A 16796-nucleotide genomic window follows, 5' to 3' on the forward strand; every position below is an offset into this window, starting at 1 on the left:
CAGGACTTATGGAGCAAATCGCCTCGAACCCAATGGCGCTGTTGGTGATGGTGGGCATCGTCTCGATCGCGTGCCAGTACCTGGCTTTCAGGCTCAAGCTGCCGGCCATCCTTCCGTTACTGGTGGCCGGATTGGTGCTCGGGCCGATGACGGGGGTCCTCGACCCCGATGTGCTGTTCGGCGACCTGCTCTTTCCGCTCGTATCACTGGCAGTGGCGATTATCCTGTTTGAGGGTGCGCTCACCCTGAAGCTGTCCGATATTGCCGGCCACGGCGTGATGGTGCGCAACCTGTGTACCCTCGGGGCGCTGGTGACCTGGCTGATCGCCACACCGGCCGCCTACTATCTGCTCGGAATGCCTTTGCAGCTAGCGGCATTGTTTGGTGCCATTGTTACGGTGACCGGACCGACAGTGATCGTACCCATGTTGCGCTCCGTGCGCCCCAATACGCGTATCTCCAATATCCTGCGCTGGGAAGGCATCGTCATAGATCCGATAGGCGCGCTGCTGGCAGTACTGGTTTACGAGTACATCGTTGCCTCGCAAAGTGCCTTCGAGCATGCCCTGATCATTTTGTTGAAGGTGGTAGCGATCGGGTTTGGGCTGGGTTCACTGATGGGCTACTTCCTCGGCACCCTGCTGCGGAAAAACTGGGTACCGCACTACCTGCGCAACACCGCGGTACTGACCCTGATGCTCGGGGCCTATGCCTCATCCGATCTGTTGTCCCATGAATCCGGTCTGCTCACGGTCACGGTGATGGGGATCTGGATGGCCAATATGAAGAACCTGGATGTCGATGACATCCTCGAGTTCAAGGAAACCCTCAGTGTTCTGCTGATTTCTGCATTGTTCATCCTGCTCGCGGCGCGGCTGGAATTTCATACCCTGGCACAGCTGGGGTGGGGTGCTTTGCTGGTATTGGCTGTGATCATGTATGTGGCTCGACCGCTATCGGTCTTCCTGTCTTCTTTCGGAGCGGGGCTGAGCTGGCGTGAACTGGCGATGCTCAGTTGGATTGCGCCCCGGGGGATCGTTGCTGCGGCGGTTTCCGCGCTCTTCGCGATTAAATTAGATGCTCTTGGGTTGACGAAATCCGAACTGCTGGTTCCAATGGTATTTCTGGTGATTATTGCCACCGTGGTGATTCAGAGCCTGACTTCCAAAAGCATCGCCAAGCTGCTGGGAGTTCGCGCTCCCTATCCCAATGGATACCTTCTGTTCGGCGGTAGCAAGTTTGCGCGACTGTTGGCCAAAGACCTGATGCAAAAGGATGTGCCGGTCAGAATCGCAGATACCAACTGGGATGCCATTCGCGAGGCCCGTATGGAAAATATCCCTATCTATTACGGCAACCCGGTCTCCGAACATGCCAGCCTGACCATGGATATCTCCACCATCGGCAAGGTGCTGGTACTGTCTCCCTACAAGCAGCTCAACCCGCTGGTGACCTATCACTTCGAGCATGTGTTGGGCAAGGGCTCGGTGCTGGGGCTGAGCCACGGTGCACCGGAAGAGCGGGCCAGCCACCGGGTATCGGAAGACTACGCAAAAAAACTGGAACTCTTCTCAGAAAATGCTACCTACAGCCGCCTTGCCAGCCAGGTAGCGAGGGGCGCAACAATCAGGACTACAGGCCTTACGGAAAGCTTTACCATCGAGGATTACAGGAAAACCTACGGCAACCGCGCCACGGGACTTTATGCGGTGGACCCGCAGGGAAAGATCCATATCAATACGGTATCCCATGAGTTTGCGCCCAAAGCAGAGTGGCAAATTGTAAGCCTGGTGATGCCGGAAGAGGAGAACCAGAAGGAGGGGGCCGGATAGCCTGGCAGCCAAGACAATCAATACGGCGATTTTTCCGCTTCACGAAACCGGCTGGAAACATTGCCGGAAAGGAATATGCTGGTGGGCTTCAATACCATTACCGGAGAGCCCCGTGTCAGTTTGAAGCTGTAAAGATCTGCCCAGATGACACTGGGGCTGGTGGTGAGTTCGAAAAAATAGCGCCTGTCTTTCAGATTGATCGCTGTGCGATATTCGGTGTTGTAAATACCAAAGTCTTTGTAGGGGGCCCCAAACGGTACCGAAACATTGCGCGCAATCGCGAGAATACTTGCAATGGCTTCCCGTTCTGTAGCCGGCTTGGGGAGCATGGACGAGAAGTAAACAGCGCGTTGAAAGCGATCGGTGGCCTTTACATTGCCGGGCAGGGGCGTATCGCTGCTCGGGTTGGAAAAGTCCTGTTTCTCCAGTAGCGCCAACTGCTCGTCGTAGGTGGGGTCATTGGTCACCACGCGATACTGCCTGCCGTGGTGTACCACGGGCTTTCCGTCAATGTATTCCACGATAGCCGAATCCCCGCTGTCGTCTTCCAGTGCGAGGTGCAGGGTGGCCTTATGGCCGTGCGCTTCGGTCATTACGATCTGGACGGTTTTCAACAGCTCGAGCGCCTCTTCCACCGTGGCAGCGTTATCCAGCAGAAACTGTAGCCAGAGCCCCGCCTGCACCCCGGGAAGGCTGGTATCCCGGGGCCCGAAATCCGTCGCATCCAAATAAAGGAGGTGGCCGCCCAGGCCCTTCTCGTTAAAGCCATCCGCGGTGCCGATCCCGTAGATAGTGGTCACCATGCTCGCGTACTTGGATTTCTATTTCGCCGGGTTCTCTTTCACGGTCAGCTCTGTGCCAGTGAAGCCGCCATTGCGTTCCATGCCTCGAGGGAAGACAGTCAGGACAGGCTGGGTGGATTCCGGCCAGTCCATCGTGCGGCCTACCACCACCGCCAGACCATTGTCATTCCACAGAATGCGGGTACACGCGGTTGCTGGCTGCAGCGTAGCGGCGGCTACCACCACAAAAGCCAGCAGGCTGCAACATAGGGAGGAGAATCGGACATTCAGCATTAAATAGCACCTCATGGGAGGAGTGTAGTAAATGCTGACAAGGTTATGTCGGGGTTGGGCGGCAGTCACCGACTTGCGGTGGTAGACCTCGGAGCTGAGGTCCACGATTTCTTCTGATAGTGAGTAAAAGTAAGTCTTCGTCAGATTAGAGCAGACATTGCCAGTAGCCAACATCCACCCATTTCCCGAACTTCCGGCCTACTTCCTGGAAGTGGGCGACCTTCTTCATGCCGAATTTTTCGTGCAGCGCCACACTTGCCGCATTCGGTAAGGCTATGCCGCAGATCACAGCGTGAAACTCTCGTGATGTGAGTTGCGAGAGCAGTTCCCGATAGAGCTCAGTCCCCAACCCTTTAGCCGTGGCAGTGTGGTTCAGATAAACCGTGGCCTCTACGGAGTGCCTGTACGCCCAGCGTCCTTTCCATTGGGTGGCGTAACTGTAACCGAGCACCTCACCATTCTCCTCGGCAACCAACCAGGGAAAATTGTTTTTATGGCATGCCTCTACGCGGCTTGCCATCTCGTCCGCCGAGACTGGGTCCACCTCAAACGTAATCCAGGTATGTTCAATATAGTGGTTGTAAATGGCAGCGATCTTTTGCGCATCTGCAACTTTTGCTGTTCGAATCATTATTGCATCCTTGATATGTTGAGCTTGAATCATCTCTAGTTTGCTCAAGCACCTTTTGCCGGAAAAGTCTTATCCAGCGCCACAGGCGCAATACGTCCAGCAGGGCGCCCGCGACGTAGGTCAAAGCGCAAGCTTTCAATACACTGTGGGCGGAGCCTAAAAGGTGTTGTGGAAGGTATCCTTTCCGTAATATTGGCAGGGATTTTTTAAATCTCGCACCTTTTTGAACCCCATATGTTTGTACAAGGTCTTACGAGCATTCACCCTTGGCTCTGGTGATAATCTCATTGACCAGAGCCGCAGTAAATAACGATTTAGACAAGTAGTGACGGCCACCGGATTTAGCCACAACAATTAACCCTAACTCGGTTTCGATGACACGCTCGATGTCTGACCATAATAGCGCTGTTTTCACGTGGGTATTCTGTGTGGTTATTCCAGCTTCATCGACAGTTAATGTCACTTCACTGCCGCCACTTTTACCCCACATCTGTCGCGCCAGCCACCAGGCCCGTCGAAATCGAATATGAAGCAGTTCCAGAAGAGCTAAAGCGATCAGCATGTAACCCAGAACTTTGGAATGCTCGGTGAAAATCAGTGTTCCAACACCGGCAGCGAGCAGTAGTACAGGGAATAGATAATTGGGTTTGGCGTTTTTTCCATGAGGTAGCGACTGATCAAAACATTCGGCAAGGTAATCTCGGGATAAGGTGAATTGTGTCTTGAAAGATTGCATGAAACCGCTTTTCGTATCTGTTTAATTAAATGTATAGCGGCACTGTAGCGGAACTGTAGTGCCACGCCCAATGAGGCCTGTTTATTGATCGTCGCGCTTTTTCAATGCGCTTACGCCCTGCCAATCCTCCAGGTCCTGGTCGGGTTTTTCAGAACGAAAGCGGGCGTAAAGCTTGATTCCGAGGCTGTCCTCCAAGACTTTTACCTGGACGCCTCTGCTTTCCAGGAGACTCTCATTGCCGGAGGCATTTGTCACGTCTCCGATGACTACCTGGCTGAAGCCCCTCATGTAAATTAATGTCGCACATATGTCACATGGACTCAGGCTGGTAAACAGCGTTGTTTTGCTGAAGTCAATGCGGCCAGCGTCTCGAATAGCGGAAGTCTCACCGTGGTTGTAGGGATGGCTTTCCTGGACAAGGGTATTGTGCCCCTTTCCCAGGATTTCTCTTGTCGAGTTGTCAACGATAACCGCGCCAATCGGGCAGCCTCCTTCGTTGTAGCTCTTCTCCGCGAGTAATACAGCGACGCGCATTAGATCGGTATCTGATAGCCCCAGAGTAAACTCCTGGTCCATCAGAACATCCAGGCTTCGCGTCGGCATATGCGCTATTGCTCTCAATGCTTCATCGTTTTTATCTGTCTGCTTGTTGAAAAGAGTCTTCATGTCATTTGTCCTTGAACCCGATCTGTGCCGGGTGTCTATTCACCGGCCTGTAGTAGTCAACTCTTTTTACAGCATAAACCGCGTATTGCAGAATACCGTTATGCCTGCAATAACATACTATATTGGGTCACCGGAATCAGGCGAGACGGATTCAGGTCTCGTACCTCATTGCCGACATGCATGACACTGCAGAAATAGTGCTGTTTTGTCAGAAATTCATCGTAGGTGGCTGCCACCCCGTCGATTTCCTGCATGCGAGCCAGATAGCCTGAAAGCGCGGGATAGTCGGCGATATACCGGTAGCAGCACTTGAACAGCGGGTGATAGACGCTGTCAAAACGCAATAGCGTCGGCAGCAGAAAGAGGTCGCTCTCACTCGGTGTGTTGCCGAGCAGATACGGCTGCTCCGCCAGGCGCAGCTCGAGGCGGTCGAGCGACTGAAACAATACGGCCAGCTTCCGTTCGTACTCTCCTTGGCTAGTGGCAAAACCGACTTCGTACACCGCTCGATTGACATGGCGGTGCAGCCATAGGTTCATGGCGTCGATCTGGTCCACCAGCTGGGTGGGAGCCAGTTCCCGCTCAATCGCGTGAGCGCCGTCCATTCCCGTCGCAATAAATCGCGTGATTTGCGCCGAATCCGATGACAGCAGCTTCTTCGTTGACAGGTCTACCAGCAGCGGCACCGAGGGTGTCGCGTCCACACCCGGCTGCAGTCGCCGGTACACGTTCCGCAGGGAATTTTCCCCGAGCAGGGGTTCATCGGCGGGCGCTATCTCCCAGCCCGCCGGGCCCTTGATGTTGTTCATCCAGGTATAACTCACATGGTCGCGCAAGCCGGTCAGTGCCAGCGCTGTGAGTATCCGGTGACAGAAGGGGCAACCCCAGGCGAGGTACAGGTGAAGCCGGGATTCCATCGTTGGCCGCGGGATCTTTGTCTCCACAGAGTTTTTAGCGGTCATCATTGAGTTGCTCCAATTTGACGTGATTAGTAAGGCTTGCGCGGGCGCTTAAGGCCTTGTTGTTACCGGCCGGCACCCGCGCCTCCTGCCGGTTACCGGATCGGAATCGCGACCGGGCGGATCGGCGCTGCATCGGCGCCGCGCAGCTTCAGTGAGCCACCGATAAAAGCGAATTCGTAGACTTTGTCTTTGGATAGGTCTTCCAGGTAGGCGAGCTCTATGATCGGCGCACCCTGCTGTGCGAGCAGGTAGGTGTGAACCGGCACATAGTCGGTCTCCAGCTCGGAAGGGAATGACTCAAAGCTCAGGTTGTCTGCGCCCACCACCATGGCGCCGCTCTCCTCGACCAGGAAGCGGGCTGCTGCCAGTCCAATACCCGGGGGATTGTCCATATAAGCGGCGGCATCCGCGTAACGTTTCATGCGGCCGGTGCGGATCAGTACCACATCCCCCTCGCGCAGGGATACGTCCTGCCATTCCAGCGCCGCAACCAGATCCTTCCGCGTAATCCGGTAGCCATCGGGGAGCATGTCGAGGCCCTTTGCCGCGGCCACGTCAATCAGGACGCCGCGCGCCACCAGCGGGGGAATTTTTTCCGCCCCGGCGACTTTCCAGCCCCGGTCGCCCAGGTGTTCCTCGGCGCTGAAGCCGTTCCAGATTTCTCCGTTCAATCCGAAATGCACCAGAGCATCTATATGTGTGCCCATATGGGTGTACATGGAGACGGCGGCCCCGGTATAGCTGACATGCTCGTTCATGGTGGTGCCGACGTGCAGCGGGTCGTCCACTACCGTGCCATCGGGCGTGTGCGTCATCCAGATGCGGTAGTGCGGATCGCCCGCCGCCTGCCAGCTCGGCATCCCGATAAAGTACTCCACCGACAGATCGTAAACGCTGCCGCCAGAGACCCGGGACAACACATCGCTGCGGGACTCTTCGGTAATAAGGTTGAGGCGGCCGATTTCATCCTCCGCGCCCCAAGGGCTCTGGCCGACGCTGCGCGGGGCGGCATCGGCGGTGGAGGCAACGGCAAGCTGCAGCGCAGCGGTGATGACTAAGTGTGAGAAAGCGGATTTCATCGTGTTTTTCCTCTGATGGTTGTTTTGGCCACAGCACACCTTCGAGGTGGCTGAAAACTGTGCAGCGTCGCGGGGCCGCTTCAATGCTCCGGTGACGGGCTCCCCGGGAACGTGTTGCCGCGGGGAGTAGCGCCGTGGAAGACACGATACTGGTTTCTTAATCGTTGATAATCCCGACAATCGGAATTACATTGTTCACGAATTTTTATCAATCGAAGTAAATATGGATTCTCTTACGGATGTCGCCGTCTTTGCGCAGGTGGTGGACAGTGGCAGTTTCACCGCGGCGGCAGAGCGACTGTCGCTGTCCAAATCGGTGGTCAGCAAATACGTCACGCGGCTGGAAAAGCGTCTCGGCGCCCGGCTGCTGAACCGCACCACACGGCGCCTCAGCCTGACTGAGGCCGGGAGAGTCTTTTACGAGCGGAGCCTGCACGGGCTGCGGGAGATCGAGGAGGCGGAAGCGGAGGTCACACGTCTGCAGGGGGAGCCGCGCGGGGTGTTGCGGATCAATACGCCGATGTCATTTGGTGTTCTACATATAGCGCCGATCATTCCGGAATTTACCCGCCGCTACCCGGAACTGTCGGTGGACATGAACCTGGACGATCGCAAGGTCGACGTGATCCAGGAGGGCTTTGATGTCTCGGTAAGAATTTCCGAGCTGCCCGACTCGTCCCTGGTGGCGCGGCGCCTGGGCCCGTGTCGCCACGCGATCGTCGCTTCCCCCGAGTACCTTGCGCGCCGGGGTACACCGAAAACGCCGCAGCAGCTCCAGGATCACAACATCATCACTTACCGCTACCAGGAATCCGGACAGGAATGGCACTTTCGCGCAGCGGGTGACAAGCCGGTTTCCGTGCCTGTGTCCGGATCTATCCAGATGAATAACAGCCTCGCGCTGCGCGAAGCCCTGCTGAACGGCGCGGGCATAATGCGCGCCCCGACATTTGTGGTGGGGCAGGACATCAAGGCGGGCAGGCTACGCCCGCTCCTGACAAACTTCGAAACCCTGGAAGTCTCGATTTACCTGGTGTTCGCCCAACGGCAGTATCTTTCACCCAAGGTTCGGGCATTTGTGGATTTTATGGCCGAGTGTTTTGCGGAGGGGCCGCATTGGGACTGAGCTGCGAATAGCCGCTATTCGCGAATACCTCGGTGGAAGCGAAAAAGGCAATTTTCTGCTTGATTTCATCCATCTTAAATTCATGGGGATTGATTAGGGGGAGGCGCAAGAACTTCTTTCTGCCCCCAATCATCACCCTGTTGTTACTTCAATATTGCGGCACCAAACTTTTATCGAATACCACGCCCGCCAGGTTGCCTTTTGTCGCCTGTAAACCCTGATTCCGATATGCCTCAAGCTGAGCTTGGATATCCGTCAGTGTGCTGATTCGGGCTCGTTGCTGCTCGAGACATTTAAGGGCTTTCTCACACTCCACTTTGCGTTGTTTTTTCGTCAAAGTTTGATCGTTTTCCTTGGCGTAATACTCCGTATCCATGGTCTCGTAATTCTGGATTATGGCTTTTATCAATCTCACTTCATGGAGAAAATTTGTAATCCGAATACCGTTGTGTACTCGAGTTTCATAAATAATCCCTTATTTCATCGGGTCAATATATGGAGACTTATCGTAGAGGTTTTTCTCCGGGCAGATTTTTCACGTTACTCATTTGGTGAAATAGGGCGTCAAAATTTTACTCTGACCCCAATTGTTCCAGTTGTTATTGTTAAGAGTCCACTCCATTAGAGATCGTAATGATGACGCTTATATAAACGAAAAATGTAACTCGATTAAATTCGTGACAGGAATTTATTGTGTCATATTTCAAAACCAAAACCTGTGCTAATAATGGCGGGCATCGAACACAACAGTAACCGGGATTTTTCATGAAAATTTTTAATACTATTCGGAATGCATGTCTATTCGCTCTCGTCGCATGGTCCGTGGCCGCCGGTGCGCTCCTCGGGCTCTCCCTCGTCGCGGTGCCGGCCCAGGCGCAGTCCGTGGATACGATTACCTGCACCGGTAGTTCGAACACGACTTACGATCCACCCATCACCAACCAGCCGGCAACCGTCACCTTCTCAGACGATTCGGTCTATGCACCATGCGAATCGACGGTGCCCGGCATCACCGCCGGAAGCGGGAGTTTCTCGAGCCCGGTGGCGGGCAGGTCTTGCCTGTCCCTGCTCGAGATGTACCCGGTGACCGTCTTCATCGATTGGAACAATGGCCAATCCAGCACTCTCCAGCTCAATGCAGTCACGAATATCGGAGCCGGTGTGTACACCGTGACGCAAACCGGAACGGTCACGGACGGGCTCTTCCTGGGACGCAGCGCCGTGCGTCAGTTGGTTGCCCCGTCGATCGATATCCTGGCGTGCACCCTGGGATTAGGCAGCGTGTCTTCGATCGGCTTCACCGGGGTTCTGGCGATCCTGTGAGGGTTGGGGTCGCGCCACCGCCAAAAAAACACTCTCGACAAACGTTCCCCGGCACGGATGCTGGCCGCAAGGGAGACCCTCATGCCGTTTGAAATCTGGGCCGCCTTTGCCGCGGCGTCCGCGATTCTCTTGATCGTTCCCGGGCCGACGTTTCTGCTCGTCGTGTCCTATGCACTCGGCCAGGGCTGGCACTTACGCGGATTGCGGAAGGCCCGCATCCGGCTATTTGCTATTGTGTCTGCGGCGGCGCCCGCCGGGGCAGAAAGCCAATTGTCGCGAACGGCGTGCAATCGCCGGCGCGAGGGAGGAAGAAGTGTATCTCGGGCTCGATTAATCGTAAGCGTCCGATTAACTCATCTATGCAGCTGGATTCTTCCCCGTAATTTAGGTGTCCACCTATACAGCAGCTCTATGACATAGAGTGGGACGCCAAAGGGCTCACCGTAGACGTGAGAAAACAACTCCGCCAGCAGCGGTCAAAGCCGCTACTGAACAGTCTCTACCAATGGTTGATGACGCACCGCCAAAAGGTACCCAACGGATCGGCAACCGCCAAGGCCATCGACTACAGCGTGAAGCGCTGACACGCTACTGTGATGATGGCACCGTGCCCATCGACAACAACCATGTCGAAAACCAGATCCGGCCGTGGGCACTGGGGTGTAGCAACTGGCTGTTTGCCGGTAGTTTACGCAGTAGTCAACGTGCGGCCACGATCATGAGTCTGATCCAGTCAGCCAAGATGAATGGTCATGATCCGTATGCGGATATGAAAGATGTGATGCAGCGATTACCGATGTATCACGCCAGTGCTATCGACGAGCTTCTACCTCATAGCTGGGTTCCCGCTGACAAGGTGTGATGTCCGGACGCTTACAATATACAAGAGGCTATATATGACCATAAAAAAAGCGGGCTTTCGCCCGCTTCAATACCTCTCTTCCTGTGAGCGACTTCTTTTTGTAGTAAATCCTTTTCTACAGTCGATGCATATTCAGTGTCTTACCACTGCAGTGCACCGCCAGTCTGGTATTCGATAACCCGCGTTTCGAAGAAGTTCTTCTCCTTGCGCAGGTCCATGATCTCGGACATCCAGGGGAAGGGGTTCTGGGCGCCGGGGAATTGTTCTTTCAGGCCAAGCTGGCTGAGACGGCGGTTGGCGATGAAGTGGAGGTATTCTTCCATCATCGCGGCATTCATGCCGAGTACGCCGCGGGGCATGGTGTCGCGGGCGTAGGCGACTTCCAGTTCCATGCCTTCCAGGATCATCTGGGTCACTTCCTGCTGGAACGGTTCGGTCCACAGGTGTGGGTTTTCCAGTTTGATCTGGTTGATGACGTCGATGCCGAAGTTGAGGTGCATGGACTCGTCGCGCAGGATGTACTGGAACTGCTCGGCAACGCCGGTCATCTTGTTGCGGCGGCCCATGGACAGGATCTGGGTGAAGCCACAGTAGAAGAAGATGCCTTCGGTAACGGCGTAGAAGGCGATCAGGTTGCGCAGCAGTTCCTGGTCGGTCTCCGGGGTGCCGGTCTGGAAGGTGGGGTTGCCGATGGACTGGGTGTGCTTGAGGCTCCAGGCGGCTTTCTTGGCGACGCTGGGTACTTCGCGGTACATGTTGAAGACTTCGCCTTCGTCCATGCCCAGGGACTCTACACAGTACTGGTAGGCGTGGGTGTGGATGGCTTCTTCAAAGGACTGACGCAGGATGTACTGGCGGCATTCCGGGTTGGTGATATGGCGGTAGATGGCCAGCACCAGGTTGTTGGCTACCAGGGAGTCTGCGGTGGAGAAGTAGCCCAGGGAGTATTCCACGATGCGACGCTCGTCCTCGGTCAGACCGTCGGGGTCTTTCCACATGGACACGTCTTTGTTCATGTTGACTTCCTGCGGCATCCAGTGGTTGGCGCAGCCGTCCAGGTATTTCTGCCAGGCCCAGTCGTATTTGAACGGTACCAGCTGGTTGAGGTCGGCGCGGCAGTTGATGATGCGCTTCTCGTCCACTTCGATACGGGCGGCGCCCATTTCCAGCTCTTCCAGGCCCGGGGCCGGGTCCAGGTTGTTGACGGCGCTGCGTGCGGCTTCCACGGCGGAAGACGCGGCTACTGCAGAGGCGGCCTCTTTCTGGGCCGCGGTCGGTGCCGGGGCACTGCTGGCGCTGCCTGTTTCGTAGGCTGCGCCGGGTTCGGTGACTGCCTGCTGCTCGGATTGCAGCGCACCCGGCACCGGTTGCGGTTCGCTCTTTTTCTTTTCGGGTTGTGACGGTGTGTCGAAATCGTCCCAGCTCAGCATGATTTCTCCCCTTATCTTTTGGTCGAGCTGCCTGTGGGGCAGGGAGCTCCGGAATATGTGATGGGCGACCTGCGCCCGGCCCGGGCTTTTACTCTGGTACTGAGTTTTGTGCCCGTGCCGGGGCGGCGCTTATGGTCTTGGTTGCGCAGCCACTTTCACGCAATGGAAATTGAACAAAAGTGCTGCGCGGTGCTCTCCCCCGAGAGTCTTTGATACGGTATGAACCTTACTGACAGGCTTCGCAGTCCGGGTCGTCCAGGGAGCAGGCGGCGGGCACTGCTGCCGGGGCCGGCTCCTGTGGGGCGGAGGCCTGCGGCGCGGGTGATACGCCGGCGGCGGGGGCACCGCCACCGGCGCTGACCGCGTTCAGGGTGCCGCCGGTCACGGTGGATTTTTCCGTGCTGGTGGCCGCCAGGGCGCGCAGGTAGTAAGTGGTCTTGAGACCGCGATACCAGGCCATGCGATAGGTCAGGTCCAGTTTCTTGCCGTTGGCGCCGGCGATGTAGAGGTTCAGGGACTGCGCCTGATCAATCCACTTCTGGCGGCGACTGGCGGCGTCTACGATCCAGCGCGGCTCCACTTCAAACGCGGTGGCGTACTTGGCTTTGAGGTCCGCCGGTACACGTTCGATTTTCTGTACCGAACCCTCGTAGTACTTGAGGTCGTTGACCATCACCTTGTCCCACAGGCCGCGGGCTTTCAGGTCGTGTACCAGGTAGGGGTTCACCACGGTGAACTCGCCGGACAGGTTCGATTTCACGTACAGGTTCTGGTACGTGGGCTCGATGGACTGGGATACGCCGGTGATGTTGGCGATGGTCGCCGTCGGGGCGATGGCCATGACGTTGGAGTTACGCATGCCCTGGCTCGCTACCTTCTTGCGCACTACGTCCCACTCCAGGGTGGTGCTGGTGTCCTGCTCGATAAATTTCTCGCCGCGGTTCTTGGCCAGTACTTCGATGGAGTCGATCGGCAGGATGCCCTGGCTCCACAGGGAACCTTCGTAGCTGCCGTAGCTGCCGCGCTCTGCCGCCAGGTCACTGGAGGTGGAGATGGCGTAGTAGCTGATCGCTTCCATGGTGGTGTCGGCGAACTGCACCGCTTCATCGCTGGAGTAGGAGATGCCGGCTTTGTACAGCGCGTCCTGGAAGCCCATCAGGCCCAGGCCCACGGGGCGGTGGCGCATGTTGGACTGACGCGCGGTTTCCACGGAGTAGTAGTTGATGTCGATCACGTTATCGAGCATGCGCACAGCGGTTTTCACGGTGCTTTCCAGCTTGCCCATGTCGAGCTTGCCGTCTTCGCCGATGTGCTGGGACAGGTTTACGGAGCCCAGGTTACAGACCGCGATTTCGTCGTTCGCCTTGGTGTTCAGGGTGATCTCGGTGCACAGGTTGGAGCTGTGTACCACACCGGCGTGCTGTTGCGGGCTGCGCAGGTTACAGGCGTCCTTGAAGGTGATCCAGGGGTGGCCGGTTTCAAACAGCATGCCCAGCATCTTGCGCCACAGGTCTACCGCACGCACTTTCTTGTGCAGCTTCAGCTTGCCTTCGGCGGCGAGTTTTTCGTAGTGGGTGAAGCGCTCTTCAAAGGCATCGCCGAACAGGTCGTGCAGGTCCGGGCAGTCCGCCGGGGAGAAGAGGGTCCACTCTTTATCTTCGAATACACGCTTCATGAACAGGTCCGGCACCCAGTTGGCGGTGTTCATGTCGTGGGTACGGCGACGGTCGTCACCGGTGTTCTTGCGCAGCTCGAGGAATTCCTCGATGTCCAGGTGCCAGGTTTCCAGGTAGGCACACACGGCGCCTTTGCGCTTGCCACCCTGGTTCACGGCTACCGCGGTGTCGTTGGCCACTTTCAGGAAGGGCACAACGCCCTGGGATTTGCCGTTGGTGCCCTTGATGTAGGAGCCGAGCGAGCGCACCGGGGTCCAGTCGTTGCCGAGGCCGCCGGCCCATTTGGACAGCATGGCGTTGTCCTGGATAGCACCGTAGATGCCGTGCAGGTCGTCCGGCACGGTGGTCAGGTAACAGGAGGACAGCTGCGGGCGCAGGGTGCCGGCGTTGAACAGGGTCGGGGTGGAGCTCATGTAGTCGAAGGAGCTCAGCAGCTCGTAGAACTCGATCGCGCGCTCGTTGGGCTTGTCTTCGTTGATGGCGAGGCCCATGGCCACACGCATAAAGAAGAGCTGTGGCAATTCAAAGCGCACCTCGTCGGAGTGCAGGAAGTAACGGTCGTACAGGGTCTGCAGGCCGAGGTAGGTGAATTGGTGATCGCACTCGGGCTTGATCGCATCGCCCAGCATTTCCAAATCGAAGCTTTTCAGGGCCGGATCCAGCAGTTCCAGCTCGATGCCTTTCTCTACGTAAGCGGCCAGGGCCGGCTTGTAGAGGGTTTCCATCTCTTTCTGGGTCGCGGACTCGGCCACACCCAGGAAGCGCAGGGCTTCGGCACGCAGTTTGTCCAGCAGCAGGAAAGCCGTGGCGTAGGTGTAGTTGGGTTCCTGTTCCACCAGGGTGCGCGCAGTGATCACCAGGGCGGTGTTGATGTCGTTCTCAGAAACGCCATCGTACAGGTTCTTCAGGGCTTCACTCAGGATCAGCTCGCCTTTGACGTCGGTAAGGCCTTCACAGGCTTCGCTGACGATGGTGCGCAGGCGCTCCATGTCCAGCGGTACCAGTTTGCCTTCTTTGGTGCCGTCTTCGACTTTTACCCGGATATTGGGGTGGGCTTCGGCAACCTGCTCGGCAACCGGCTCCTGCTTTTCTTTCTCGGCACGCAGGCGAGCGTGCTCTTCGCGGTAGAGCACATAGTCGCGGGCGATTTTGTGTTCGCCTGCGCGCATCAGTTCCAGCTCGACCTGGTCCTGGATCTCTTCGATGTGGATGGTGCCACCGGAGGGCATACGGCGCTTGAAAGTGGCGCTGATATGGGACACCAGCTCCGCCACGCGCTCGTGGATGCGGCTGGAGGCCGCGGCGGTACCGCCCTCTACCGCGAGGAAGGCCTTGGTGACAGCCACGGAGATTTTGCTGTCGGCGTAGGGTACGACGGTACCGTTGCGCTTGATGACTCGGATCTGACCGGGGGCTGTGGCAGCCAGGGTAGTGTTGCTGCTGGCCGGGTCTGTTACCGCTTCCTTGGTAGTGCCTTCTGGCACAGACTTCGAGCGCCCTGTCTCTGTGTGCATGAATTTCTCCGTAGTTTGTGTGTGTCGTCTGTGGACGAGTCTTGTAGTTCGCTTGTGGCGTTCTGATTTTGTGTGGTCAACGGCCGCCGGGGCAGCCGCTAAAAATTCTTTGCTGTGGTCTTCTTTGCGGTAGCCGCATCTCGCGCCCTCGGTGCGCCGTTTACCTTACTGCGCCAGTATCAACGCATCGCCCACAAGAGGGCGGCGAAGCCTGGGCTCCACACGGATAACTCTGGTGGGGTACTGGTACTGCTTGATACTGCGCTTTGAATCGGTGGCCTGAAACATGAGTGCATCCCTTGCGCTCGTTTGCTTGCTCACGGCTCTAGTGTCGAAAGGTGTCGAACTAAACCGTGTGGTGTCTTGCCGGTGCATTCCGTTGATCAGAATTGCCGATTGTGCCGTTGGGCAAAAGGTATCTGGTGACGCGACAGTGTCCGGAGGCGGGACCTGCAAATGACCTGGATAACCGGCCGCGCTACCGGGAAAGTGTGCACACTGCATTCTTGCGGTGCGTACACTTGGGGGCGGCCCGGGTTCGAAACCCAATATATTGGGGTGCAGCCTCGGACGACCAACAAGATAATGCGGTTGGCGGCCTAATTCAAGGCGGATAACTTTGGGGTTACTTGTGGATAATTTGTGGTTAGTTCGCGAATTTCCACCGGATTACTGGCGCGAGTGCCCGTCATTACTGGGGGTGGTTGTTTGATGACCAGCTGGTGAGAGAGGACGGTATTTTTAAGAATATTTTTTAATAGTAACCAGGCCTCAAATTAAGCGGGGCAATAACGAAAGCGGGTTGGTTAAAGCCTGATCAAACCAGCACCTGGCGGTCGAAAGTGTCGGGCATCGGGATGACGGCAAACTGTCCGCCACACATGCCCACCTCAAGGGTGGGCATGTGCGTCACCTGGCGTCAAATGCCGTGTGACACGGGGGCTGCGGCCGGGGCGGCTGGGAGACTACTGGCTGTTTTCCTGCAGGAACTCCATCAGCGCCTTCTGGGCGTGCAGGCGGTTCTCCGCCTCATCCCAGACCACAGAGATACTGTCGTCTTCCAGCAGTTCGCCACTGACCTCTTCGCCGCGGTGGGCGGGCAGGCAGTGCATGAAGATGGCATCGCTGTTGGCGTGGCTCATCAGCTCGTGGTCTACCAGGAAGCCGGAAAATGCGCGTTCGCGCTCTTTCTGCTCGGTTTCCTGGCCCATGGAGGCCCACACATCGGTGGCGACCCAGTCGGCATCGCGTACGGCATCGACCGGGTTGCGCAATATCTGTACACGGTCTTTGGCGGCGGCGACGATGGACTCGTCGGGATCGTAGCCCTCCGGGCAAGCAATACGCAGCTCGAAATCGTACTGACGGGCGGCGTTGATGTAGGAGTGACACATGTTGTTGCCGTCACCCACCCAGGTCACCACCTTGCCTTCCGGGCTGCCGCGGTGCTCTACATAAGTTTGCAGATCCGCCAGCAGCTGGCAGGGGTGGTAACTGTCGGATAGGGCGTTGATCACCGGTACCTTGCTGTATTCCGCAAAGCGCTCCAGCACGTTGTGGCCGAAGGTGCGGATCATCACCATGTCTACCATGCGCGAGATCACCCGCGCACTGTCTTCAATGGGTTCGCCGCGGCCGAGCTGGGTATCCCGCGGCGACAGGAACAGGGCACTGCCGCCCATCTGCGCCATACCGGCCTCGAAGGAGACGCGGGTGCGGGTGGAAGATTTTTCGAAAATCATGCCCAGCACTTTATTGCGGAACGGCTCGCTGGCGACGCCCTGGTTGCGCAGGGCCTTGAGTTCGATCGCGCGCTCCACGATGCCGTGCAGTTCGTCCCGGCTCAGGTCGAGGAGGGTGAGAAAATGTCTGACTGCCATGGG

14 protein-coding genes and 3 pseudogenes are annotated in these 16796 nt (G+C 57.0%); 6 read left to right on the forward strand and 11 right to left on the reverse strand.

Annotation, left to right across the window (positions count from 1 at the left end):
* The first annotated feature begins 8 nt into the window (after positions 1–8).
* On the forward strand, positions 9–1832 hold the full coding sequence (locus LPW13_RS04165; protein WP_230438181.1) for a cation:proton antiporter: 1824 nt from the start codon (positions 9–11) through the stop codon (positions 1830–1832).
* Positions 1833–1849: 17 nt separating this feature from the next.
* Here LPW13_RS04165 and LPW13_RS04170 read toward each other — a convergent pair.
* The 7 genes and pseudogenes from LPW13_RS04170 to LPW13_RS04200 all read right to left on the reverse strand — a co-directional run bounded on the left by LPW13_RS04170 (position 1850) and on the right by LPW13_RS04200 (position 6982).
* Positions 1850–3082 (reverse strand): annotated as a pseudogene (locus LPW13_RS04170) (linear amide C-N hydrolase).
* Positions 3054–3587 (reverse strand): arsinothricin resistance N-acetyltransferase ArsN1 family B, encoded by a 534-nt coding sequence (locus tag LPW13_RS04175; protein WP_230438182.1) that lies wholly within the window; start codon positions 3585–3587, stop codon positions 3054–3056. The pseudogene LPW13_RS04170 and the gene LPW13_RS04175 overlap by 29 nt, the downstream one beginning before the upstream one ends.
* A complete protein-coding gene (locus LPW13_RS04180; RefSeq protein WP_277611015.1) occupies positions 3475–3738 on the reverse strand; it encodes a zinc metallopeptidase in 264 nt (87 codons plus the stop codon). Before LPW13_RS04180 ends, LPW13_RS04175 begins: the two co-directional genes overlap by 113 nt.
* Before the next feature lie 51 nt (positions 3739–3789).
* Complete coding sequence (locus LPW13_RS04185) at positions 3790–4275, reverse strand: YcxB family protein (protein WP_230438183.1); 486 nt, start codon at positions 4273–4275, stop codon at positions 3790–3792.
* 81 nt (positions 4276–4356) lie between these two features.
* Positions 4357–4941 carry a nucleoside deaminase gene (locus LPW13_RS04190; RefSeq protein WP_230438184.1) on the reverse strand — a complete coding sequence of 195 codons (585 nt, stop codon included), beginning with the start codon at positions 4939–4941 and terminating at the stop codon, positions 4357–4359.
* A 98-nt stretch (positions 4942–5039) separates the two neighbouring features.
* Complete coding sequence (locus tag LPW13_RS04195; RefSeq protein WP_230438185.1) at positions 5040–5906, reverse strand: glutathione S-transferase C-terminal domain-containing protein; 867 nt, start codon at positions 5904–5906, stop codon at positions 5040–5042.
* Between the two features lie 89 nt (positions 5907–5995).
* The gene (locus LPW13_RS04200) at positions 5996–6982 is read right to left on the reverse strand and encodes a cyclase family protein (RefSeq protein ID WP_230438186.1); all 987 of its coding nucleotides are present in this window, start codon (positions 6980–6982) and stop codon (positions 5996–5998) included.
* A 223-nt stretch (positions 6983–7205) separates the two neighbouring features.
* Between LPW13_RS04200 and LPW13_RS04205 the strand changes: the two genes are divergently transcribed.
* Positions 7206–8108 (forward strand): LysR family transcriptional regulator, encoded by a 903-nt coding sequence (locus LPW13_RS04205; RefSeq protein ID WP_230438187.1) that lies wholly within the window; start codon positions 7206–7208, stop codon positions 8106–8108.
* Positions 8109–8256: 148 nt separating this feature from the next.
* Here the strand turns inward: LPW13_RS04205 and LPW13_RS04210 are convergent, their stop codons facing one another.
* Positions 8257–8484, reverse strand: a complete 228-nt coding sequence (locus LPW13_RS04210; protein ID WP_230438188.1) for a hypothetical protein — start codon at positions 8482–8484, stop codon at positions 8257–8259.
* Positions 8485–8873: 389 nt separating this feature from the next.
* Between LPW13_RS04210 and LPW13_RS04215 the strand changes: the two genes are divergently transcribed.
* The 4 genes and pseudogenes from LPW13_RS04215 to LPW13_RS04225 all read left to right on the forward strand — a co-directional run bounded on the left by LPW13_RS04215 (position 8874) and on the right by LPW13_RS04225 (position 10293).
* Complete coding sequence (locus LPW13_RS04215) at positions 8874–9431, forward strand: hypothetical protein (protein ID WP_230438189.1); 558 nt, start codon at positions 8874–8876, stop codon at positions 9429–9431.
* Positions 9432–9880: 449 nt separating this feature from the next.
* Positions 9881–9949 (forward strand): annotated as a pseudogene (locus LPW13_RS18185) (hypothetical protein); the annotation flags it as partial.
* Positions 9928–10071, forward strand: a pseudogene (locus LPW13_RS04220) (IS66 family transposase); the annotation flags it as partial. The pseudogenes LPW13_RS18185 and LPW13_RS04220, both read left to right, overlap by 22 nt.
* Before the next feature lie 129 nt (positions 10072–10200).
* Positions 10201–10293 carry a transposase domain-containing protein gene (locus LPW13_RS04225; protein ID WP_230439145.1) on the forward strand — a complete coding sequence of 31 codons (93 nt, stop codon included), beginning with the start codon at positions 10201–10203 and terminating at the stop codon, positions 10291–10293.
* Between the two features lie 140 nt (positions 10294–10433).
* On the opposite strand, the gene LPW13_RS04230 is transcribed toward LPW13_RS04225, so the two are convergent.
* The 3 genes from LPW13_RS04230 to argF form a co-directional block, all read right to left on the reverse strand.
* On the reverse strand, positions 10434–11723 hold the full coding sequence (locus LPW13_RS04230; RefSeq protein ID WP_230438190.1) for a ribonucleotide-diphosphate reductase subunit beta: 1290 nt from the start codon (positions 11721–11723) through the stop codon (positions 10434–10436).
* A gap of 226 nt (positions 11724–11949) precedes the next feature.
* Positions 11950–14913 (reverse strand): ribonucleoside-diphosphate reductase subunit alpha, encoded by a 2964-nt coding sequence (locus LPW13_RS04235; protein WP_230438191.1) that lies wholly within the window; start codon positions 14911–14913, stop codon positions 11950–11952.
* A 965-nt stretch (positions 14914–15878) separates the two neighbouring features.
* Entirely contained in the window at positions 15879–16793 is a 915-nt protein-coding gene (argF, locus tag LPW13_RS04240; RefSeq protein WP_230438192.1) for an ornithine carbamoyltransferase, read from the reverse strand.
* Positions 16794–16796 lie beyond the last annotated feature (3 nt).

The sequence above is a fragment of the Microbulbifer celer genome, from assembly GCF_020991125.1.
Lineage (GTDB): Bacteria > Pseudomonadota > Gammaproteobacteria > Pseudomonadales > Cellvibrionaceae > Microbulbifer > Microbulbifer celer.

Excerpts from the sequence above, each read along its gene's own strand:
- LPW13_RS04165 (WP_230438181.1), top strand. The coding sequence starts at position 9 with ATGGAGCAAATCGCCTCGAACCCAATGGCGCTGTTGGTGATGGTGGGC.
- LPW13_RS04185 (WP_230438183.1), bottom strand. The coding sequence starts at position 4,275 with ATGCAATCTTTCAAGACACAATTCACCTTATCCCGAGATTACCTTGCC.
- LPW13_RS04190 (WP_230438184.1), bottom strand. The coding sequence starts at position 4,941 with ATGAAGACTCTTTTCAACAAGCAGACAGATAAAAACGATGAAGCATTG.
- LPW13_RS04195 (WP_230438185.1), bottom strand. The coding sequence starts at position 5,906 with ATGATGACCGCTAAAAACTCTGTGGAGACAAAGATCCCGCGGCCAACG.
- LPW13_RS04200 (WP_230438186.1), bottom strand. The coding sequence starts at position 6,982 with ATGAAATCCGCTTTCTCACACTTAGTCATCACCGCTGCGCTGCAGCTT.
- LPW13_RS04205 (WP_230438187.1), top strand. The coding sequence starts at position 7,206 with ATGGATTCTCTTACGGATGTCGCCGTCTTTGCGCAGGTGGTGGACAGT.
- LPW13_RS04210 (WP_230438188.1), bottom strand. The coding sequence starts at position 8,484 with ATGGATACGGAGTATTACGCCAAGGAAAACGATCAAACTTTGACGAAA.
- LPW13_RS04215 (WP_230438189.1), top strand. The coding sequence starts at position 8,874 with ATGAAAATTTTTAATACTATTCGGAATGCATGTCTATTCGCTCTCGTC.
- LPW13_RS04225 (WP_230439145.1), top strand. The coding sequence starts at position 10,201 with ATGAAAGATGTGATGCAGCGATTACCGATGTATCACGCCAGTGCTATC.
- LPW13_RS04230 (WP_230438190.1), bottom strand. The coding sequence starts at position 11,723 with ATGCTGAGCTGGGACGATTTCGACACACCGTCACAACCCGAAAAGAAA.
- LPW13_RS04235 (WP_230438191.1), bottom strand. The coding sequence starts at position 14,913 with ATGCACACAGAGACAGGGCGCTCGAAGTCTGTGCCAGAAGGCACTACC.
- argF (WP_230438192.1), bottom strand. The coding sequence starts at position 16,793 with ATGGCAGTCAGACATTTTCTCACCCTCCTCGACCTGAGCCGGGACGAA.